The sequence below is a fragment of the Mesorhizobium sp. MC2-1-1 genome (genome assembly GCF_057597255.1).
The window spans coordinates 4,595,772-4,615,459 of record NZ_CP195205.1 but is presented as its reverse complement, the minus strand read 5'-3'; the positions used below and the strand labels follow the sequence as shown (position 1 = coordinate 4,615,459).

Annotated in this window: 20 protein-coding genes; 6 read left to right on the top strand and 14 right to left on the bottom strand. The window is 64.2% G+C overall.

The window, feature by feature from the left end:
* Positions 1-148 precede the first annotated feature (148 nt).
* The 3 genes from ACR64R_RS22935 to ACR64R_RS22925 are packed head-to-tail and all read right to left on the bottom strand — an operon-like array spanning position 149 to position 3,433.
* Entirely contained in the window at positions 149-1,693 is a 1,545-nt protein-coding gene (locus ACR64R_RS22935; RefSeq protein WP_487358545.1) for a DHA2 family efflux MFS transporter permease subunit, read from the bottom strand.
* Complete coding sequence (locus ACR64R_RS22930) at positions 1,690-2,976, bottom strand: HlyD family secretion protein (protein ID WP_487358544.1); 1,287 nt, start codon at positions 2,974-2,976, stop codon at positions 1,690-1,692. Before ACR64R_RS22930 ends, ACR64R_RS22935 begins: the two co-directional genes overlap by 4 nt.
* Entirely contained in the window at positions 2,969-3,433 is a 465-nt protein-coding gene (locus ACR64R_RS22925) for a MarR family winged helix-turn-helix transcriptional regulator (protein ID WP_487358543.1), read from the bottom strand. Before ACR64R_RS22925 ends, ACR64R_RS22930 begins: the two co-directional genes overlap by 8 nt.
* Before the next feature lie 116 nt (positions 3,434-3,549).
* Here ACR64R_RS22925 and ACR64R_RS22920 point away from each other — a divergent pair, with 116 nt between their 5' ends.
* The 3 genes from ACR64R_RS22920 (at position 3,550) to yihA (ending at position 5,317) form a co-directional block, all read left to right on the top strand.
* Positions 3,550-3,915, top strand: a complete 366-nt coding sequence (locus ACR64R_RS22920) for a hypothetical protein (protein WP_487358542.1) — start codon at positions 3,550-3,552, stop codon at positions 3,913-3,915.
* Between the two features lie 95 nt (positions 3,916-4,010).
* Positions 4,011-4,649 (top strand): CatB-related O-acetyltransferase, encoded by a 639-nt coding sequence (locus ACR64R_RS22915; protein ID WP_487358541.1) that lies wholly within the window; start codon positions 4,011-4,013, stop codon positions 4,647-4,649.
* Positions 4,646-5,317 (top strand): ribosome biogenesis GTP-binding protein YihA/YsxC, encoded by a 672-nt coding sequence (gene yihA, locus ACR64R_RS22910; protein ID WP_487358540.1) that lies wholly within the window; start codon positions 4,646-4,648, stop codon positions 5,315-5,317. Before ACR64R_RS22915 ends, yihA begins: the two co-directional genes overlap by 4 nt.
* A gap of 29 nt (positions 5,318-5,346) precedes the next feature.
* On the opposite strand, the gene ACR64R_RS22905 is transcribed toward yihA, so the two are convergent.
* On the bottom strand, positions 5,347-7,827 hold the full coding sequence (locus ACR64R_RS22905) for a DNA translocase FtsK (protein WP_487358539.1): 2,481 nt from the start codon (positions 7,825-7,827) through the stop codon (positions 5,347-5,349).
* A gap of 213 nt (positions 7,828-8,040) precedes the next feature.
* A complete protein-coding gene (locus ACR64R_RS22900) occupies positions 8,041-8,739 on the bottom strand; it encodes a TetR/AcrR family transcriptional regulator (RefSeq protein ID WP_487358538.1) in 699 nt (232 codons plus the stop codon).
* Positions 8,740-8,868: 129 nt separating this feature from the next.
* Between ACR64R_RS22900 and ACR64R_RS22895 the strand changes: the two genes are divergently transcribed.
* Entirely contained in the window at positions 8,869-10,041 is a 1,173-nt protein-coding gene (locus ACR64R_RS22895) for an HlyD family secretion protein (RefSeq protein ID WP_487358537.1), read from the top strand.
* 119 nt (positions 10,042-10,160) lie between these two features.
* Positions 10,161-11,777 (top strand): DHA2 family efflux MFS transporter permease subunit, encoded by a 1,617-nt coding sequence (locus tag ACR64R_RS22890; protein ID WP_487358536.1) that lies wholly within the window; start codon positions 10,161-10,163, stop codon positions 11,775-11,777.
* A gap of 91 nt (positions 11,778-11,868) precedes the next feature.
* On the opposite strand, the gene msrB is transcribed toward ACR64R_RS22890, so the two are convergent.
* From msrB to ACR64R_RS22860, 6 genes are all read right to left on the bottom strand, one after another.
* Positions 11,869-12,372 (bottom strand): peptide-methionine (R)-S-oxide reductase MsrB, encoded by a 504-nt coding sequence (gene msrB / locus ACR64R_RS22885; protein WP_487358535.1) that lies wholly within the window; start codon positions 12,370-12,372, stop codon positions 11,869-11,871.
* Between the two features lie 201 nt (positions 12,373-12,573).
* Positions 12,574-13,128, bottom strand: coding sequence for a fasciclin domain-containing protein (locus ACR64R_RS22880; protein ID WP_487358534.1), 555 nt, complete (start codon positions 13,126-13,128; stop codon positions 12,574-12,576).
* A gap of 78 nt (positions 13,129-13,206) precedes the next feature.
* Positions 13,207-13,764 carry a fasciclin domain-containing protein gene (locus ACR64R_RS22875; protein WP_487358533.1) on the bottom strand — a complete coding sequence of 186 codons (558 nt, stop codon included), beginning with the start codon at positions 13,762-13,764 and terminating at the stop codon, positions 13,207-13,209.
* 205 nt (positions 13,765-13,969) lie between these two features.
* On the bottom strand, positions 13,970-14,689 hold the full coding sequence (locus ACR64R_RS22870) for an anti-sigma factor (protein WP_487358532.1): 720 nt from the start codon (positions 14,687-14,689) through the stop codon (positions 13,970-13,972).
* Complete coding sequence (locus ACR64R_RS22865; RefSeq protein WP_487358531.1) at positions 14,686-15,225, bottom strand: sigma-70 family RNA polymerase sigma factor; 540 nt, start codon at positions 15,223-15,225, stop codon at positions 14,686-14,688. Before ACR64R_RS22865 ends, ACR64R_RS22870 begins: the two co-directional genes overlap by 4 nt.
* A gap of 277 nt (positions 15,226-15,502) precedes the next feature.
* Positions 15,503-15,787, bottom strand: a complete 285-nt coding sequence (locus tag ACR64R_RS22860) for a hypothetical protein (protein WP_487358530.1) — start codon at positions 15,785-15,787, stop codon at positions 15,503-15,505.
* Between the two features lie 80 nt (positions 15,788-15,867).
* Here ACR64R_RS22860 and argB point away from each other — a divergent pair, with 80 nt between their 5' ends.
* Positions 15,868-16,761: an acetylglutamate kinase gene (gene argB / locus ACR64R_RS22855; protein WP_487358529.1), complete on the top strand. Its 894-nt coding sequence runs from the start codon at positions 15,868-15,870 to the stop codon at positions 16,759-16,761.
* Positions 16,762-16,782: 21 nt separating this feature from the next.
* Here argB and ACR64R_RS22850 read toward each other — a convergent pair whose 3' ends face one another.
* The 3 genes from ACR64R_RS22850 to ACR64R_RS22840 all read right to left on the bottom strand — a co-directional run bounded on the left by ACR64R_RS22850 (position 16,783) and on the right by ACR64R_RS22840 (position 19,622).
* Positions 16,783-17,364, bottom strand: a complete 582-nt coding sequence (locus tag ACR64R_RS22850; RefSeq protein WP_487358528.1) for a helix-turn-helix domain-containing protein — start codon at positions 17,362-17,364, stop codon at positions 16,783-16,785.
* A 41-nt stretch (positions 17,365-17,405) separates the two neighbouring features.
* Entirely contained in the window at positions 17,406-18,995 is a 1,590-nt protein-coding gene (bchE, locus tag ACR64R_RS22845) for a magnesium-protoporphyrin IX monomethyl ester anaerobic oxidative cyclase (RefSeq protein WP_487358527.1), read from the bottom strand.
* Positions 18,996-19,145: 150 nt separating this feature from the next.
* Complete coding sequence (locus ACR64R_RS22840; protein WP_487358526.1) at positions 19,146-19,622, bottom strand: Lrp/AsnC family transcriptional regulator; 477 nt, start codon at positions 19,620-19,622, stop codon at positions 19,146-19,148.
* Positions 19,623-19,688: the final 66 nt, after the last annotated feature.

Sequence of the window (19,688 nt, the reverse complement as noted above, 5' to 3'; positions counted from 1 at the left end):
GTTTTTTGTTGCCTGCGGCCGTTGCGAGTTGTCGAGACGATGGCTGGGTCGTCATTCATGCGCCGTTTCGCCCCACGGCGGGGGTCACGCCAGCGTGCCGACGATCGAGCCGGGATCTATGGCCGGATCGGTCGCGCCGGGCTGTTCCCTACTCCATGACCGCGCTGTGGTCGATCTTGGCGGGTGTGCCTGGCTTGCGCAGCAGCAGCACCAGCGGGATGGCCGCCAGCGAAAGGATCATCATCAGCTTGAAGTCGTCGACATAGGAGATGATCGTCGCCTGCAGCGTGACCAGGCCGTCGAGCGCGGCCCGGCCGGCGGCCGTGTAAGGGCTCAGCGCCTGCGAGATAGCCGGGTCGCCGAACGCCGGATTATACGGCGTCACATAGGTGGCGATGTTGGCGTGATTGATCTGCTGGTTCTGCGTCAGCAGCGCCGTGACGACAGAGATGCCGACGCTGGAGCCGATGTTGCGCGAAAGATTGTAGAGGCCGGTGCCCTCGGCACGCCGCTCCGGCGCCAGCGTTGCGAAGGTGATGGTGGTGAGCGGCACGAACAGGAAGCCGAGCCCCGCGCCCTGGATGAAGCCGGTGCTGATGATCGTCCATTGCGAGACGGCCGGCGTCCAACCGGTCATGTCGTACATCGCCCAGGCGGTGATCGCGAGGCCGATGAACAGCAGCCAGCGTGTGTCGACCTTGCCGACCAGCCGGCCGACGAGGAACATGCAGGCCATGGTGCCGAGGCCGCGCGGACCCATGACGATGCCGGCCGTCACCACCGGATAACCCATGAGCGTCTGCAGGTACGGTGTCATCAACGCCAGCGAAGCAAGATAGGTGATGCCGATGATGAAGATGAAGACCATGCCGACGGCGAAGTTGCGGTCGAGGAACAGCCGTGGGTTCACGAAGGTGTCGCGCGCGGTGAAGGTGTGGACGATGAAGATGTAGAAGGCCGAAGCGCAGACCAGCGCCTCGACGACGATCTCGGCCGAGGAGAACCAGTTGAGCTGCTCGCCGCGGTCGAGGAACATCTGCAGCGAGGCGATGGCGATCGAGAGCATGCCGAAGCCCAGCCAATCGAGCCTGGCCTTGAGGTCGAGCTTGGTTTCCTGGACGAACATCGAGACGCCGGCGAAGGCCAGCGCGCCGATCGGCACGTTGATGTAGAAGACCCAGCGCCAGGAGACGTTCTCTGTCAGCCAGCCACCGATGACCGGCCCGAGCACCGGGCCGACCATGACCGAGACGCCGAACAGCGCCATGGCCGAGCCGCGCTCCTCGACGCTGTAGATGTCGAGCAGGATCGACTGCGACAGCGGCACTAGCGCCGCACCGAACAGGCCCTGGAGCAGACGGAAGCCGACGATCTGCGGCAGCGACTGGGCGAAACCGCACAGCACCGACGCCACCACGAAGCCGGTGATCGCCACCAAAAGGATACGCTTGCGGCCGAAGCGGTTGGCAAGATAGCCCGACGGCGGCGTCATCACCGCGGCGGCGACGATATAGGAGGTGAGCACCCAGTTGATCTGGTCGGCGCTCGCCGACACGCTGCCCTGGATATAGGGCAGCGCGACGTTGGCGATGGTGGTGTCCAGCGCCTGCATGATGACCGCCAGGATCACGCAGGCGGTGATGGCGCCGCGATTGGCGACCGCGGGCGCGCCTGTCGCGGAAGCCGTTGTCATGACTTTTGTCCGAACCGCTTGAGGAGATCGGTGACGAAGTCGGGCAGGCCGCGGGCGTGGCCGGTGTCGATGCTGACGACCGCGCTCATGCCGCCACGCAGCGGCGGCTTGCCGTCCGGATCGTCGATCGTCACCCGCATCGGAATGCGCTGCACGACCTTGACCCAGTTGCCGGAGGTGTTCTGCGCCGGCAGCAGCGAGAAGCTGGACGAGGAAGCTGGACTGATCGAGCCGACGGTGCCGTGCCAGACCTCGCCCGGATAGCCGTCGATGCTGATCGTCGCCTTCTGGCCGGGGCGCACATAGGTGAGCTCGGTTTCCTTCGGCTCGGCCGCGATCCAGATATCGGTCGACGACACCAGGCTGAAGGCCGGCTGAGACGCCGGCAGGTATTTGCCGACCTGCAGCGCATCGACATTGGTGACGATGCCGTCGAACGGCGCCTTGACGACGGAGTCGCCGAGATTGCGCTGCGCGTCGTCCACCGCCGACCGGGCCTGCAGGTAGAACGGGTTCTGCTCGACCGGCTGGCTGGCGTCGCCGCCGAGCTGGGCAAGCATCGCCTGCGCCTGCGCCTTGGCGACGATGACCTTCTGGCGGGCCGCTATGAGATCGTGCTGGGCGCTGTCGAAAGTCGCCTTGGAGGCTGTCGAGGTCCTGAGCAGGTCCTGCTGACGCTGGAAGGCCGATTCGTAGTACGGAATGTCCGCTTCGGCCTGATCGATCGATGCCAGCGACTGCTGATAGCTCGCCTGCAGCGTGAGCACCTGGTTGCGCACGGTGCCGAGCTGCGCCTTGGCGCCGGCGAGCGCGGTTTCGAAGGAGGCCGGCCTCAGACGGAAGAGCACATCACCCTTCTTCACCGCCTGATTGTCATGCACGTCGATCTCCTGCACGGTGCCGGAGACATCGGTCGAAACGCCGAGCGATTGCGCCTGGATATAGGCATTGTCGGTGGTCATGATCTGGCCGCCGACGACATAGTAGTAGCCGCCGGCCACCAGAGCGACGGGCAGCAGCGCGAACAGGACCGGCCGGGTGCGGCTGCGGCGCGGCTTGGCGGGAGCCGGCGGAGCCACCGTGACGGCAGCCGGCTTCGGCTGGGCCGAGGGAGCCTCGGCTGCCGGCTCCGGCGCCACGGGCACCTCCAGCTCATCGTCTTCGACGACAGGCGGATGGTTGCCGCGCCTTTGCTCACGCTGGCTGTCCAGGCGAATGACCTGGTCGCTTGCTCTTTCGCTTTCCGCGTCGGCGGGCTTTCTGGGCGATGTTCCTTCAGACATGGGCTTTCTCCGGGTCGACGGCCGGCTGGGTACAGGCCTCGAGCAGATTGGATTTGATCAGGCAAAGGGCTTGCAGCAGTTGCTGCTGCGCTTCCGCGGACAGGCCGGCGAAGGCCTCCTCACGCGTCTTGTGGCCGTTGCCGCGCATCACCTCGATGAGCGGATGGGCCTTCGGGGTCAGGTAGAGAAGCCACGCGCGGCGGTCGGCGGGATCGGGCCGGCGCTCGATGAAGCCGTGCGCTTCCATCTTGTCGAGCAACCTTGCGAGCGTGATCGGCATGATCTCGATGAGGTCGGCCAGCTTGTTCTGGTGGATGCCCTCATGCACCGAAAGCTGGGTCAGCACCTGCCATTGCGCGCGGGTCAGCCCAAAGGCGCGCGAGCGCTGCTCGAACCGCTTCCTGAGCAGGCGCACGACGTCGTGTAGCACGAAGCTGATGTTGGGTGAGCTGGACATGGGAGGTTTTCGGAGTCGGCGGACAACTTTTCGTGAGCATGCTTATTATCATCATGCACATAATCCTGCTGGACGCGGCGCGCAAGACCGACTAAGGCGCACGGTGAAGATATCGCATGGGCCAGAACCCGGCCGGTCCCGGCCTGTTTCGCGGCAAGGACACGATGATGAACCGGCTCAAGATCATCATGACGGCGCTGCTGATAGGATATGCTTTTCCAGCCGCCGCGAAGGACGCGGTGAGCTGCGGCGGGGCGGCGATGCTGGGTGGCGCCCAGCTCAACTGCAGCCATGTGCAACCCAAGGCGCCGCCGCAATTCTGCACGTTCAGCTGGGCTCTGCACACCACGGCCGGCGAGCAAAAGATCGTCGAAGGCAGCTTCTCGCTGCCGCCCGGCGCGTCGAACGTCCAGGTCTATCAAGGCAGCGGGTTCGACAGCGCCCTCTCCAATCCCATCGTGATCTGCCGCGGCAGCCATTGAACGGTTGGTGCCGCAACCGGATCACGTTAGTTTGATCGCGCGCGGGCGTCGAAGGCCGCGCCCCGAACATGCCTGCGAACCATGGAGGGACGGCGATGACCGGGCCCAATCCCAACATAAAGCATCCGATCGCGATGCATCCGCGCGTCGGCTTCCTGAAGGGGCTGGTGACGTCGCCCAACATCGAGATCGGCGACTTCACCTATTACGACGACCCCGACGGCCCCGAGAAATTCGCCGAGAGATGCGTGCTGCACCACTATGAGTTCATCGGCGACCGGCTGGTGATCGGCAAGTTCTGCGCCATCGCGGAGGGAGCGCGCTTCATCATGAACGGCGCCAATCACGCCATGTCCGGCTTCTCGACCTATCCGTTCAACATCTTCGGCCATGGCTGGGAGGAAGGTTTTGACCCGCAGACCTGGTCGAAGGAGATCCGCGGCGACACCACCATCGGCAATGACGTGTGGATCGGCATGGATGCGGTGATCATGCCGGGGGTGACGGTGGGCAACGGCGCCATCGTGGCGGCGAAATCGGTTGTCACGCACGACGTGCCGCCTTATGCGATCGTCGCCGGCAATCCGGCCAAGGTGGTGAAAATGCGCTTCGACGAATTCACGGTGCGGCGGCTGCTCAAGGCGGCATGGTGGCACTGGCCGGTCGACAAGATCAGCCGCAACCTCGACGCCATTCGCGGCGCCGACATTTCAAAGCTGGAGGCAGCAGCTTGAGCGCGCCACACAAGAGCACTAACCAAACGGCAATCAGTCCGGAGCTGTTCACCCAAGGCTGGATCTTCATCCGCGGCGTGCCGTCGATGAAATTCCTGCCGCCGGAGGGACCGCCCGAGATCGCCTTCGCCGGCCGTTCCAATGTCGGCAAGTCGTCGCTGATCAACGCGCTGGTCGGGCACAAGGGCCTGGCGCGCACGTCGAACACGCCAGGGCGCACGCAGGAGCTCAACTATTTCGTGCCGGACGGATTCTCCGGCGAAGGCGCCGACCTGCCGCCGATGGCGCTGGTCGACATGCCGGGCTATGGCTACGCCAGCGCGCCGAAGGACAAGGTCGATGAGTGGACGAAACTCATCTACGAGTATCTGCAGGGCCGCGTAACGCTGAAACGCGTCTATGTGCTGATCGACGCGCGCCACGGCATCAAGGCCAAGGACGAGGAAGTGCTAACGCTGCTCGACAAGGCGGCCGTGTCCTACCAGGTGGTGCTGACCAAGACCGACAAGATCAAGGCCGCGGGCGTGCCGAAGCTGGTCGAGGAGACGCTGGCAAAGATCAAGAAGCGGCCGGCGGCCTTCCCCGTGGTCCTGGCGACATCATCGGAGAAAGCCTCGGGTCTCGACGAATTGCGCGCCGCGATCGCACTGGTCGCGAACGGCGGCTGAGGCAACTTGCAGGACTGATCCGTCGGGGATCAATCCGTCTCGTCGCGTTCGGGCTCGCGATCGCGCCGGCCGGTGAGGATCTCGCGCTTGCCGACATGGTTGGGGGCGCCGACCAGGCCTTCCTTTTCCATGCGCTCGACCAGGGAAGCGGCGCGGTTGTAGCCGACGCCGAGGCGGCGCTGGATGTAGGAGGTCGAGCACTTCTTGTCGCGCTTGACCACCTTGACGGCTTCCTCGTAGAGCGCGTCGCCATCCTCCTCGGCGATCGCGCTTTTGTCGAAGACCGGGCCGGAATCGGCCGCTTCCTCAGCCTCTTCCTCGTCGGCGGTGACGGTGTCGAGATATTCGGGACGCCCCTGCGCTTTCAGATGCGCCACGACCTGCTCGACCTCCAAGTCGGACACGAAGGGCCCGTGCACGCGCGAAATACGCCCGCCGCCGGCCATGTGCAGCATGTCGCCCTGACCGAGCAGCTGTTCTGCGCCCTGCTCGCCGAGGATGGTGCGGCTGTCGATCTTGGACGTCACCTGGAAGGAGATGCGGGTCGGGAAATTGGCCTTGATCGTGCCGGTGATGACGTCGACGGACGGGCGCTGCGTGGCCATGATCAAATGGATGCCGGCGGCGCGGGCCATCTGCGCCAGGCGCTGGATGGCGCCCTCGATCTCCTTGCCGGCGACCATCATCAGGTCGGCCATCTCGTCGACGATGATGACGATATAGGGCATGGGCGCAAGGTCGATGACGCGTTCCTCGAACAGCGGCTCGCCTGTACCCTTCTCGAAGCCTGTCTGCACCTGCATGGTCACCACCTCGCCCTTGTCCCGGGCGCCGGCGGCGCGCTGGTTGTAGCCGTCGATGTTACGCACGCCGAGGCGCGCCATCTTGCGATAACGGTCCTCCATCTCGCGCACCGCCCATTTGAGCGCCGTGACAGCCTTCTTGGAATCGGTGACGACCGGGGTGAGCAAATGCGGGATGCCGTCATAGACGGACAGTTCCAGCATCTTGGGATCGACCATGATGAGGCGGCATTCCTCCGGCTTCATCCGGTAGAGCAGCGACAGGATCATGGTGTTGATGGCGACAGACTTGCCGGAGCCGGTGGTGCCCGCCACCAGCAGATGCGGCATCTTGGCGAGTTCCGCGATGACCGGTTCGCCGCCGATCGTCTTGCCGAGGCCTAGCGCCAGCTTGCAGGAGGTGTTGCGGAAGCCGGCCGATCCGATCAGCTCGCGGAAATAGACCGTCTCGCGCGTCTCGTTGGGCAGCTCGATGCCGATGACGTTGCGGCCGGGCACCACGGCGACGCGCGCCGAGACGGCCGACATCGAGCGGGCGATGTCGTCCGCCAAACCGATGACGCGGCTGGATTTCACGCCCGGCGCCGGCTCGAATTCATAGAGCGTGACGACCGGCCCCGGCCGGACATGGATGATCTCGCCTTTGACGCCGAAATCCTCGAGCACGCTTTCGAGCAGGTCGGCGTTCTGCTCCATCCGCTCCTGCGACATGTAGAAGCCCTGTCCTTCCGGGGGCATCTGCAGGAGTTCCTCGGACGGAAGCTCGTAGCCGACGGAAGTCGGCAACGGCACGACCGCGCCGGCTATGGGCAAGGAGGGCGCCGGCCTGGCTGGTCTTTCGCTTGCCGCTTCGGGAATCCGCGCGGTCGTCGCCGGTTCCGGTTGGGCATCGGCCGCGACGGCCGGCGGCGAGGCGGGGCTTGCGGCGGCCACGCCGGAGCGCCACTCGATGACGCGGTAAAATGACGTCGCCTCACCCAGGAAGGCACGGGATTGGGTTGGCTGCGCCGCCGCAGGATGCGCCGGGATCGGCTCGACGGGGAGCGGAGCCGCAATGGCGGGCGTCTGTCCCGTCTCATTCAGGCGCGCCCGCGCCAGGCGCTCGGCGAGGAATGGCATGCCGAACTCGAAGAAGGCATGATCGGAAAGATAGGACCAGCGCAATCCGGTCAGGCGCGGTTGGGGCGCCGGAGCGGCGGCGCGGGGCGGGGTGGAAGGCTTTGGGCCAGCGGCGGCGGCAACCGTGGAAGGCGGCTGGGCCGGTTTGCCTCGCGCCGGCGGCACGGCGGCAGAGACAGCGGGCACTGCCCGGGGCGGATTGGAAGCCGTCGGGCCCGGCGGCACGGACCGGGCGGGTTCGCTGGCGCTCGCCTTGTTGTGCGCGGCAGTTTCCCCCTGCGGAGCGGCGCGCTTGGCGAGATCGGTGTCCGGCGTGCGCGTGAACCGCACGTTCGGCGCAAGGAAGAAATAGTTCTGCCAGGCCGGGCGGCTGAATTCACCGGCATCGGCCGAATCGGTCGAGGCGACACGAGCGGCGTTCGATTCGCTGCCTGGCGTGGAGCGCAGCGCGACGACCTGTCCCGTTTGCGCCGTCGGCTGCGGGTTCGCGCCCCGGCGCCCCGCGTCGTCCGCGCCACGGTGACCGTCGTCGTCACCATGAGCGGAAACGCCGGAAAGATTGGCACGGGGAAAACGCATGGATGTCATTCTCGAGACTCGCCATTTGAAGGTCTCCCGAGACATAGGAAGCGATGGTTAACAGGTCCTTCCGACGACGCTTGTCGCGGCGGATGCCGAAGATATTTTAGGAGGATCGGCGGCGCTCTCGACGACGTCGCGTCGGCCGTCCTGCCGCGCCTTCAAAGACGCGCAGCGGCCCTCAAGCTCGCCCTTTTCGCGCCGGATCCGCGTGCCGGACGGTCAGGCGGATTGCAGCGCCTTGTCCTCGGCGAAAAATTTTTCCGTGCCGTAGGCCTTGAGGAAGACGTCGACGCCGGAGGTCACGATGTGCTCGATCTCCGCCTGGCTGGGTGCCTTGGTGCGGTAGGAAAAGATGCACTGGCGAAACAGGCCGGCAAGGCAGAGCTCCGTGAACTGATAGGCGGCAAGGTCGACATCGTCGATCTGCATCAGGCCACGCTCGACGGCCTCACTGAGGAAGGCCATGACCTTGTCGTGGCCGCGCTTCGGCCCGCGCTCGTAAAAACGCGCGCCAAGCTCGGGTATCCTGTCGGACGCGCCGACGACCGTGCGTTGGGCCTGGATGACCTTGGCGGATGTGATCTTGGCCGAGAGCCCCATGCCGAACTTCACCAGCGTGTTGCGCAGGTCCTCGAAATGGTCGAGCACCTCATACATGTTCTTGAAGATGGTGCCGCGCTCTTCCTCGATGAGAGCCTCGAACAGCTCTTCCTTGTTTTCGAAATAGACGTAGATCGTGCCCTTGGAGACACCGGCCTCGCGCGTGATGTCGTTCATCGAGGCGGCTTCAAAACCTTTGTCTATGAAGACGCGGCGCGCGCCTTCGATGATCTGAGCTCGCTTGACCGGGTCCTGCCCGGCCGCCGGACGACCCTTGCGCAAGTCGAGCAGATCGCTGTCCGCTGTCGTTTCGACCATGGAAGTCATTCCTTAAAATATTCGAACCGCTCGGTTCGATTTCCCCTTGATATGGTCCTCTTACCGCGCTATGTCAATCGCCAATTCGAACCGAACGGTTCAGTCTGACTGACATTCAGAGAGATCCTCATGTCCTCGAACGCCACCGCCGAAGTCCGCACATTTCCCAACGCCAAGGTCCAGCCGTCGACCGAAGCGCCGGAGGTCCCCGTCCAGCCTGTTGCTCCAGTCGAAGCTCCGGCCAGGAAGAAGCGCTCGGCCCGCTCCTTCCTGCTGCCGATCATCGGCCTGGCCCTGCTCGGCGCCGGCTCCTGGTATGGATATAATTATTGGACCGACGGCAGGTTCATGATCACTACGGACGACGCCTATGTCCAGGCCGATATGTCGTTCGTTTCGCCGAAAATTTCCGGCTATATCGACAAGGTGCTGGTGAACGAGAACCAGAAGGTCAAGGCCGGCGATCCGCTGTTCGCCATCGACAATGGCGATTACAAGATCGCGGTCGCCCAGGCCGAAGCGCAGATTGCGACGCTGGCAAAGACGCTCGACCGCATCGACGCGCAAACCAAGGCGGCCCAGGCTTCGCTGTCGCAGGCGAAGGCGCAGAAGGTTGCGGACCAGGCCGCCGCCGACAATGCGGCGCGCGCCCAGGACCGCGCCGCGCAGCTGCTCAAGACCCATGTCGGCACGCAGGCGCAGCTCGACGACGCCCAGACCGCGCTCGACCAGGCCAAGGCTGCGCTTGTGGGCGCCGACGCCCAGATCGCGGCGGCGCAGGCCAATATCGGCGTTCTGGAAGCGCAGCGTGCGGAATCGGCGTCGACGCTGGCCTCGCTGCAGCTTACCCGCGACAAGGCCGAGCGCGACCTGTCCTTCACCGTGCTCAAGGCGCCCTATGACGGCGTCGTCGGCAACCGCTCGGTCGAGCAGGGCGACCTCGTCAGTCCCGGCCAGAAGCTCGCCGTCGTCGTGCCGATGGACAAGCTCTACATCGTCGGAAACTTCAAGGAGACGCAGCTCGGCCGCATGGTGCCCGGCGAGAAGGTCCGCATCACGGTGGACGCAATCGACGGCCAGAGCTTCGAGGGCACGGTCTCCTCGCTGGCTCCGGCTTCGGGCGCGGTGTTCTCGCTGCTGCCCCCGGAAAACGCCACCGGTAACTTCACCAAGGTGGTGCAGCGTGTGCCCGTGCGCATCGACGTGCCGGCCGATGTGCTGAAGACCGGCAAGCTGCGCGCCGGCCTGAGCGTCGTCGTCGCGGTCGACAGCCGCACCGCGCCGGCCTCGACGACCAACTGATTTTGGGGGGCGGTCCGGTGGCCGTTCGAGCGCCGGGCCGCTCAGCCTGTTCTATCCATTTCGATGCAATGCGGGACTGCCACGCGCTTGTCCTGAGAATTGCCTAGGGAGGCCATGCCATGGCAACCGCAACCATCACCGCAGGATCAGCGCCGGGACGCGCCGTCGCTGCCGCCGCGCCGGCCCTGCCCGCGGACCATATGCCCGTGCGCCGTGTCGTCGCGTTCCTGGCGATGGTGTTCGGCATGTTCATGGCGATCCTCGACATCCAGATCGTCTCGGCGTCGCTGTCGGAAATCCAGGCGGGCCTCAGCGCCAGCTCCGATGAGATACCTTGGGTGCAGACCGCCTATTTGATCGCCGAGGTGGTGATGATCCCGCTGTCGGGCTTCCTCAGCCGCATGCTGTCGACTCGCGTGCTGTTCACCACCGCGGCGGCCGGCTTCACCGCGGCCAGCGCGCTCGCCGCAACCGCCACCAACATCGACCAGATGATCGTCTACCGCGCCATCCAGGGCTTCATCGGCGGCGGCATGATCCCCAGCGTCTTCGCGGCCGCCTTCACCATCTTCCCGCCGTCCAAGCGCGCCGTGGTCTCGCCGATGATCGGCCTGGTGGCGACGCTGGCGCCAACGATCGGCCCGACGGTTGGCGGCTATATCAGCCATGCCATGTCCTGGCACTGGCTGTTCCTGATCAATGTCGTGCCCGGCATCCTGGTGGCGACGGCTGCCTGGTCGCTGATCGATTTCGACAAGCCCAACCTCAAGCTGTTCAACAAGTTCGACTGGTGGGGTCTGATCGGCATGGCCGCCTTCCTCGGCTGCATGGAATATGTGCTGGAGGAAGGCCCGAACCACGATTGGCTGCAGGAACCAGCGGTCTTTGCGTGCGCCGTCATCATGACCATCGGCGGTATCATCTTCTTCTGGCGCGTCTTCACCGCCGAGGAGCCGATCGTCGACCTAAGGGCCTTCAGCAACATCAACTTCGCCTTCGGCTCGCTGTTCTCCTTCGTCGTCGGCATCGGGCTTTACGGGCTGACCTATCTCTATCCGGTGTTCCTGGGGCGCATCCGTGGCTACGATTCGATGATGATCGGCGAGGCGCTGTTCGTCAGCGGCCTGGCGATGTTCTTCACCGCGCCCGTCGCCGGCATCCTGTCGAACAAGATCGATCTCAGGCTGATGATGATGATCGGTTTCTTCGGCTTCGCCACCGGCACCTGGTGGATGACGCACCTCACCGCCGACTGGGACTTCTATGAGCTTTTGATCCCGCAGATCCTGCGCGGCTGCTCGATGATGCTGTGCATGGTGCCGATCAACAACATCGCGCTCGGCACTTTGCCGCCGGAACGGCTGAAGAACGCGTCGGGCCTGTTCAACCTGACCCGCAATCTCGGCGGCGCCGTCGGCCTGGCGCTCATCAACACCGTGCTGATCGACCGCAACGCCTTCCACTATGCGCGGCTTGCCGAGCATGTGCAGTGGGGAAGTGCCGCCGCGCAGACCAAGCTGCAGAACATGACGCAGAATTTCGAGCAGACCGCAGGACTCGACGCCGCCAGCGCCGCGATCTCGAAACTGTCGGGCATGGTGCACCAGCAGGCGGCGCTGTTGTCCTTCATGGACGTGTTCATGATGCTGACGGTGCTGTTCGCGTCGCTTGGGTTCTTCGTGCTGTTCATCAATAAGCCGGCCTCGCAGGGCGGCGGTGGCGGCGGAGGCCATTGAGGAGCCGGAACCCCCGCCTGGCTTCCTCAACGCGTGACCCCGGAAATCGGCGACGATTTCCGGGGTCATTCTTTTGGAGAGATTGAAGCGATTAGGCAGCGGCCGGCTTGAAGCTCAGCGCTACGCCGTTGATGCAATGGCGCAGACCGGTGGGCGGCGGGCCGTCGTCGAAGACATGGCCGAGATGGCCGCCGCAGCGCCGGCAATGCACCTCGGTGCGCGTCATGCCGAGCGAAGTATCCTGCGTCTTGCCGATCGAGTTGGCGATCTCCTGCCAGAAGCTCGGCCACCCGGTGCCGGAATCGAACTTCGTCTCCGACGAATAGACCGGCAGGTCGCAGCCGGCGCAGGCGAAGATGCCCTTGCGGTGCTCATTGAGCAGCGGGCTGGTGCCGGGATATTCCGTGCCTTGCTTGCGCAGCACATCGAAGGCCTCGTCCGACAGAATGGCATGCCATTCGGCGTCGGTCTTGGTGATCTCGAACGTCTCGGCGGCGAGCGCGGCTTTCGGTGCGGCGGCGCGCAGCACCGCCCCGGATCCGACGATGAGAGCGGTGGCGGCAGCCCCGCTCCAGAGAAAATCGCGACGGTTCATGGCCGTTCCTCCTAACGCATTTTGCCAAGATAGAACGCCACCGGGAAATCAAAAGCCGGTGACGTTCTATCCGTTTCCTTGCCCAGATCCTGCCCCGCACCGCCCCTGCGGGACGGCGCGGAGCACGCCTTTGCCGGCGGATCCGATCCTAGATCTTGCGGCCGGCGCTCAGCCATGTCTTCGCCGGCCAGATCCGCTTTGTTACATCTTCGGCAACAGAACCTTGTCGATGACGTGGATGACGCCGTTGGACTGGCGGACATCGGCGATGGTGACATGGGCGACATTGCCGTTCTCGTCGGTGACGGTGACCTTGCCGCCCTTGGCCTTCAGCGTGAGCTCGCAGCCGCCGACCGTCTTGACCTGGTGCGCGCCGCCATCGGCCTTCGCCATCTTGGCGACATCGGCGGCCAGCGCCTTGGCGGCGACGACGTGACAGGTCAGGATCTTGGTCAGCTTGCCCTTGTTTTCAGGCTTGAGCAGCGAATCGACCGTGCCGGGCGGAAGCGCGGCAAAGGCTTCATTGGTCGGCGCGAAGACGGTGAAGGGCCCCTTGCCCTCGAGCGTGCTGACCAGGCCCGCGGCCTTGACAGCTGCGACCAGCGTTGTGTGGTCCTTCGAGTTCACGGCGTTCTCGATGATGTTCTTCTTGGAGTACATCGGCGCGCCGCCAACCATCGGATTGGCGTAGGCAACGGCGCCAAGCGCGGAGAAGCCAAGGGTGGAGGCAAGCAAAAGGGTGGCGAGTTTACGCATAGTGTCAGTCTCCTTAGTTTGTTGATACTGGATAGTTGACGTTACGGTGGGAGCGTTTCGGGCCGATCGGTTCGGCTGTTACATCTTCGGCAAGAGAACCTTGTCGATGACATGGATCACGCCGTTCGACTGCTCGACATCGGCGATGGTGACATGGGCGACATTGCCATTTTCGTCGGTTACGGTGACCTTGCCCCCATCGGCCTTGAGCGACAGTTCGCAACCACCGACGGTCTTCACCTTGTGTGTGCCACCATCGGCTTTGGCCATGGCGGTGACATCGGAGGCCATCGCCTTGGCACCGATGACATGGCAGGTGAGTATCTTCACGAGCTTGTCCTTATTCTCGGGCTTGAGCAGAGTGTCGACCGTTCCGGCGGGAAGCGCGGCGAAGGCTTCATTGGTGGGCGCGAACACAGTGAAGGGGCCGGCGCCCTGCAGCGTGTCAACCAGGCCGGCGGCCTTGACCGCGGCGACCAGCGTGGTGTGGTCTTTCGAATTGACGGCGTTCTCGACGATGTTCTTGTTGGCATACATCGGCGCGCCGCCGACCATCGGATTGGCGGCATAGGCAACGGCGCCGAGCGCCGAAAAGCCGAGCGCGGAGGCGAGCAAAAGGGTGGCGATCTTGCGCATGGTGTCAGTCTCCTCGGGTTGTTTTTCCCGTGCTTGGGAACAAGAGGAGATACGTGGCTACAAGAAAGATGGTTTCATCAGCGCCGAGAAATTTTTCTTCGTCGATTTATTCTGACCGTCCCGCATGCGGCGGCAGCGCACTTCCACCGCCCGCAGACCGTGGACAACAGACTTCAGGTATTCTTCGAAACCGCGCCGACTAGAATCAGATGCCCTTGAGGTCGCCCGCGGCAACGACCGGACCGGTCGGCTGGCCGGTCGGTGAACCGCCGGTCGGCTCGAGGCTGACGGCGAGCACGGCGCCTTGCGCCAGCTTCTGCTGGACGGCCGGGGCAACGGCCATGCGCGCGGTCTGGCCAGCGGGGATGACGCCCATAGAGACCGGCGCGTTCTTGCCTTCAATCATCCACAGCTCGAAATCCTTGCCGGCGCCGCGATCGCCGGAGACGAGCGACAGGCCGACCTCGTGGCGGGCGGCGTCGTAGACGGCAAGGTATTTGACGTTGCTGTTGTCGGCGGCGAGGGACGCGACCAGCCTGGTCTCAGGCTGCGGCGCCGGCGGATTGATGAAAGGCAGGGCGGCATAGACGGCCAAGGCGGCAACGGCCGCGGCAGCCAGGCCGCGCCAAAAGGTGAGGCTCGCCCACAGGCCGGAGCTGGGCGCCGTGGTGGAGGCGGAGGATGCGAACAGACGACGGTCGACCGCCGCCTTCACGGAAGCCGGCGGCTCGACCGCGGCATAGGCCGCGGCCATCGGCGCGAAGTGGGCCTCCCAATCGTCGACAAGGCGGGCGAATGCCGTCTCGGTATCGACGCGACGCGACGCGATCCGCCGCTCTTCGGCCGACAGGACGCCGAGAACGTATTCGGCGGCGAGCAGGTCGTCGCTTCCACGTTCCGGTCCGTTGTCTTCCGCCAGCGTCATCTTTCCAGGCATTCTCTTAGTTTGAGCAGGCTTCGCCGCAGCCAGGTCCGCATCGTGTTCAGCGGAACCTTGAAGCGCTCCGCCAGCTCGGCATAACTCTCGCCGTTCAAATAGGCGCCCCGAACGGCCGCCGCCCGGTCTTTCTCCAGTTCGTCGAGGCAATGGTGGATGCGTTCGGCCTCGCCGCCCGCCACAGCCATGGCCTCGGGTCCCGGCGTCGGATCGGCGACGTCGAGGACCGTATCTATGTCGGCGGAAGGGCCGCGCCGCGCCCGGATGCGATCGATCGCATGGTTGCGCGCAATGGCCACCAGCCAGGAAATCGGGCTCAGATCGGAAACCGCGAAACGATCGGCCTTCGTCCAGATCTTGACGAAGACTTCCTGCAGCGCTTCCTCCGCATCTCCCTTGTCCCTCAAGACACGAAGGCAGACACCGAAAAGTTTCGCGCTGGTCTGCCTGTAAAGCAGATCGAACGCAGCCCGGTCCTTCATCGAAGTCCGGACGATCAATTTGCTGATGTCCTGTGGCGCCATGCGCGCAAATTAGAAGATTGCGATTTATTTGCAACGGGTGCCGGTAGCCTGTTCCGCCCGTGACGGCGTGCTTGCGCGGCGCGCTTCGGCAATGGCCGTTGCTAAGCAAATCGGCCCCGCTAGCCCCTTTTGAAATCGGGAATGCGGATGTCGATCGAACACTTGCGTCGGGAACAGGACGCGACCGGGCTGGGCGAGCTCGTCAATCGGGGCGAAATCGCACCGCAGGAGCTCATCGATGCAGCAATAGCGCGCGCCGAGGCGACAAGGCCGGACGTCAACGGCTGCCGCCATGGATCGGAACGCCCTTGAGGCCGATGCCGAGAACCTTGAGCGCGAACGGCACGCCGGCCAGCGGCAGCGTGCGGTCGACGATCCTGGCCCGCCGCGCGGCGTCGTAGAGCGGCGCGGCAATGGCGACCTGCCGTTCGGCATCCAGGCGGCCCGGCGACGAGGAGACGCTTTTGTCCTTCGCCGCCCAGATGGAGAAGCTTTCCGGATGGTTAAGCGGCGCGCGCCGCTCAAGTTGCCCGCATAGACGCCCGGCACACGATTTCGTCATTGTGAGCGCAAAGCCGTTTGCGGGCCGCGGCAATTCCCGCTAAGACGCCGCCAATCCTTGCCAGTTCCGGAACCCGACCGATGACGGACATCACCGCCACCGCCGAAATGCAGGCCGCGCTGCTCTCCAGGGCGCTGCCCTATATGCAGCGCTACGAGAACAAGACGGTGGTGGTCAAATATGGCGGCCATGCCATGGGCGACACCGAGCTCGGCAAGGCGTTCGCCCGCGACATCGCGCTGCTGAAGCAGTCCGGCGTCAACCCGATCGTCGTGCATGGCGGCGGGCCGCAGATCGGCGCGATGCTTTCCAAGATGGGCATCGAATCCAAATTCGAGGGCGGCCTGCGCGTGACCGACCAGAAGACGGTCGAGATCGTCGAAATGGTGCTGGCAGGCTCGATCAACAAAGAGATCGTGGCGCTGATCAACGCCGAGGGCGAATGGGCGATCGGGCTCTGCGGCAAGGACGGCAACATGGTTTTCGCCGAAAAGGCGCGCAAGACCATGATTGACCCCGACTCCAATATCGAGCGCGTGCTGGATCTCGGCTTCGTCGGAGAGCCTGTCGAGGTCGACCGCACGCTGCTCGACCTTCTGGCTCGCTCGGAGATGATCCCGGTGCTGGCGCCCGTCGCGCCAGGCCGCGACGGTCACACCTACAACATCAACGCCGACACGTTCGCCGGCGCCATCGCCGGCGCCTGCAAGGCCTCGCGCCTGCTCTTCCTGACCGACGTGCCCGGCGTGCTCGACAAGAACAAGAAGCTGATCGACGAGCTGACGGTGGCCGAAGCCAAGGCGCTGATCAAGGACGGCACGGTGTCGGGCGGCATGATCCCGAAGGTCGAGACCTGCATCGAGGCGATCGAGCGCGGCGTCGAAGGCGTCGTCATTCTCAACGGCAAGACGCCGCATTCGGTGCTGCTGGAGCTGTTCACCGAGCACGGCGCCGGCACGCTGATCGTTCCTTAATCAGCCGGCTAATCTTCTTCATCAAGCAGCCTTCGGTTGCGGTAGGTCGCGCACACGCGTGAACTGAACTGTGATGCTGGGGCCGAGCCCTGTTTCAACTGTCGCATACCCTGAATCCAGTTGCAGATTCAGTTTTGCCTTCACGGGTAGAACCCATTCGAAGGGCTGCGTAACCCCACCGATCACGCTTGGCACATTAGGTGGCATGCGAACTTTGACATCCACAATGGAGACGCCGTTGCCTTCGGGTGCCATCGCTACCGTACCGTCGTAGAGGGCTCCCGCTTCGTCAAAACCATATGCCAGGCCGTCGACAAGGGTGAGGGTGGCATGGCCTTGACCGGCCGAGCCAACGAAGTGAATTAGATACATTCCATTTCTCATTGCAGCTTTTCCTTTTTTCAGATGCAGGATCTCAGCTTCGCGAACAGCTGGAGGCAGTCTCATGAACAGTCCAACGAACGCCTCGACTGGACCGGGGATGCCTCGCGTTTCTGATAGCCACTGCGAAACGGCCCCCACAGAGACGCCCAGCATCTGAGCAAACTCGCTCTGGCTAAGCCGAAGCTCGTTGATAACGTTTTTTAGGTCCAATCCATTCATTGATCATCTTCCTACTTTCAATGATGAGTGGATTGACACACTCAATGTGAAATTTTAAGGCTCCCATACGCCGTGCGCCGCTGACCGGCACGCTGGTCGAGAAGAGTGACATTCTCGGCCGACCCTCTAGACGGCCTCCGGACGATCATCGACTCCTCCTCGGCGTCCTGCGGCGCGCCCCAGAATTCGGCGAGCGTCGGGCCATCGCTCACGCGGCTGTCGCGGGCGAGAAAACCCCAGACCTCGCGGAACCAGACGCGGCGGCCCATCTTCGTGTACCAGCGCATCGAATGACGTTGCTCGGGATCGGGGTGGAACAGGATGCGCGCCAGCGCCTTCGGCCGCGACTGAACGGCGACTTCGATCAGCTTGACGGCGAAGAACAGCATCCAGGGCTTCAGCCGGGTCATGTGCAACACCTGGTGCTTGTAGTCCCAAAGGCGGACATCCTTCTGGATCACCTTGCGGTCGCGGGCGATGCGGAAGAATGGCGTCCATCTGTGCGGCGTGACGTAGAGCGCCTGGATCTGGTCCGGATCGTAGGCGATGAGCTGGCGGAAGCCGCGCCAGAGATCACTCGGCGTTTCATCCTCGAAGCCGGCCACCCAGGTCGCCATCGACAGGATGCCATGCCGCCTGAGCAGCCGGATCGCTTCGCGATCCGATCTGGTGCTGCCGCCCTTACGGATCAGCGACAGCGTCTCCTCGTCGGTGTTCTCCATGCCGAGCAGCCAGCGGATAACACCGGCCTTTCGGTAGAGATGCAGGATATCGGCGTCGCGCACGATGTCGTCGGCCCGCGTCGAGCCGACGATCAGCACCGGCACGTCCTCGGCGATCATGGCGTCGAGAAAGGCGCGCCAGGCCTTTTTGGAGGAGGTCGGGTTCTCGTCCGCCAGGTTGATCAGTTCGACGCCGTGCTCGCGATGCAGCCAGGCGATCTCCTTGGCAAACTTCACCGGGTCACGATGGCGCCAGCGGGTCCAGAAGCCGCGCTGGCCGCAATAGTTGCAAAGATGCGGACAGCCGCGCGAGAACTGCATGACCACCGCACGCTTGCCGCCCCAGTAGGAGTAGCGGCGATGATCGATCAGCTCCCAGCCGACGCGCCAGGCATCGAGATCGGCTATGGTCATCGCCGCCTGCGTGGCGACCGGGCGGCCGAGATCGTCGCGATAGGCGATGCCGGCGACGCTTGCCGCCGGCTGGCGCATCTCGATGGCTTCGACCAGCGCCGTCGCGGACGCCTCGCCCTCGCCGCGCACGATGAAGTCGAAGGCATCCGTCGCGGCGAGAATGTCGCGCCAATGATAGGTCGGGAAGACGCCGCCATAGATGAGGATGACGCGTGGTGCGCGCGCCTTGACCATTTGCGCGATCCTCAAGGCGGTCGGATGGGCCGAGGTCGAGCCGGAATGGCCGATCAGCACGAAATCCGGGTCGTCATGCAGGACCTCGTCGACCAGCCCCGTAAGTGGCATCGGCCCGAACTCGGCATCGACCAAGCGCACCTGGTGGCCGGAATCGATCAGCGGGCCGCCGATCGCCAGCAGCCCGAGCGGCGGCAAGTGATCGTCGGGCACACGGCTGCCGATGGCGGTGTGCGGCGGGTTGATCAGCACGATGTTCAAGGTCGGACCTCCATGTTGGTCCGCTCTTGCTAATCGCCGATGTCGAAGCAGCCTTGGCCCGGTTCAGCAGTTTCCCCGCAGCTTTTCGGTAGAAGTTCTGTCTTGAAGCGACTTCGGACGGAAACGCCTCACACTTTTCCTGGAACCGCTTCAGCGCCGCAGATGGTTGAGCGGCACGTGGCCCGGGCCCTTGATGTTTTGCAGCACCAGTTGCGTATGCACGTCGCGCACGCCGGGCAGCCGCATCAGCCGGTGCATGACGAAAGCGTTCAGGTCATCGACCGACGGCACCATGACATGCAGCAGGAAATCGTGGTCGCCGGTCATCGTCCAGCAGGATGAGACCTCGTCCATGCGCTGCACGGCGGCGATGAAGCTTTCGGGAGAGCCGTCGCTGTGGCTGACCAGCCGCACCTGGATGAACACCTCGACCGTCAGACCAAGGGCGCGGCGGCTGAGCACGGCGGCGAAGCCCTTGATGATGCCGGCTTCCCGCAACGCCTCGAACCGGCGCGCGCAAGGGGTGGTCGACAAGCCGATCTCCTGCGCCAGCTCCGAGACGGGCTTGCGTCCGTCGCGCTGCAGGATATCGAGCATCTTGATCTCGAAGTCGTCTAGCTGAGGCATATCTTCTCTATCCTTCGTTGATCTGAGTGCTTTTACCTCCAAATCAGCCCTCGATCTACAAACAAG

Bases quoted from the DNA above. Each gene is read 5' to 3' on its own strand.
- ACR64R_RS22935 (WP_487358545.1), bottom strand. From the start codon at position 1,693: ATGACAACGGCTTCCGCGACAGGCGCGCCCGCGGTCGCCAATCGCGGC.
- ACR64R_RS22930 (WP_487358544.1), bottom strand. From the start codon at position 2,976: ATGTCTGAAGGAACATCGCCCAGAAAGCCCGCCGACGCGGAAAGCGAA.
- ACR64R_RS22925 (WP_487358543.1), bottom strand. From the start codon at position 3,433: ATGTCCAGCTCACCCAACATCAGCTTCGTGCTACACGACGTCGTGCGC.
- ACR64R_RS22920 (WP_487358542.1), top strand. From the start codon at position 3,550: ATGGGCCAGAACCCGGCCGGTCCCGGCCTGTTTCGCGGCAAGGACACG.
- ACR64R_RS22915 (WP_487358541.1), top strand. From the start codon at position 4,011: ATGACCGGGCCCAATCCCAACATAAAGCATCCGATCGCGATGCATCCG.
- ACR64R_RS22905 (WP_487358539.1), bottom strand. From the start codon at position 7,827: ATGACATCCATGCGTTTTCCCCGTGCCAATCTTTCCGGCGTTTCCGCT.
- ACR64R_RS22900 (WP_487358538.1), bottom strand. From the start codon at position 8,739: ATGGTCGAAACGACAGCGGACAGCGATCTGCTCGACTTGCGCAAGGGT.
- ACR64R_RS22895 (WP_487358537.1), top strand. From the start codon at position 8,869: ATGTCCTCGAACGCCACCGCCGAAGTCCGCACATTTCCCAACGCCAAG.
- ACR64R_RS22890 (WP_487358536.1), top strand. From the start codon at position 10,161: ATGGCAACCGCAACCATCACCGCAGGATCAGCGCCGGGACGCGCCGTC.
- msrB (WP_487358535.1), bottom strand. From the start codon at position 12,372: ATGAACCGTCGCGATTTTCTCTGGAGCGGGGCTGCCGCCACCGCTCTC.
- ACR64R_RS22880 (WP_487358534.1), bottom strand. From the start codon at position 13,128: ATGCGTAAACTCGCCACCCTTTTGCTTGCCTCCACCCTTGGCTTCTCC.
- ACR64R_RS22875 (WP_487358533.1), bottom strand. From the start codon at position 13,764: ATGCGCAAGATCGCCACCCTTTTGCTCGCCTCCGCGCTCGGCTTTTCG.
- ACR64R_RS22870 (WP_487358532.1), bottom strand. From the start codon at position 14,689: ATGACGCTGGCGGAAGACAACGGACCGGAACGTGGAAGCGACGACCTG.
- ACR64R_RS22865 (WP_487358531.1), bottom strand. From the start codon at position 15,225: ATGGCGCCACAGGACATCAGCAAATTGATCGTCCGGACTTCGATGAAG.
- ACR64R_RS22860 (WP_487358530.1), bottom strand. From the start codon at position 15,787: ATGACGAAATCGTGTGCCGGGCGTCTATGCGGGCAACTTGAGCGGCGC.
- argB (WP_487358529.1), top strand. From the start codon at position 15,868: ATGACGGACATCACCGCCACCGCCGAAATGCAGGCCGCGCTGCTCTCC.
- ACR64R_RS22850 (WP_487358528.1), bottom strand. From the start codon at position 17,364: ATGAATGGATTGGACCTAAAAAACGTTATCAACGAGCTTCGGCTTAGC.
- ACR64R_RS22840 (WP_487358526.1), bottom strand. From the start codon at position 19,622: ATGCCTCAGCTAGACGACTTCGAGATCAAGATGCTCGATATCCTGCAG.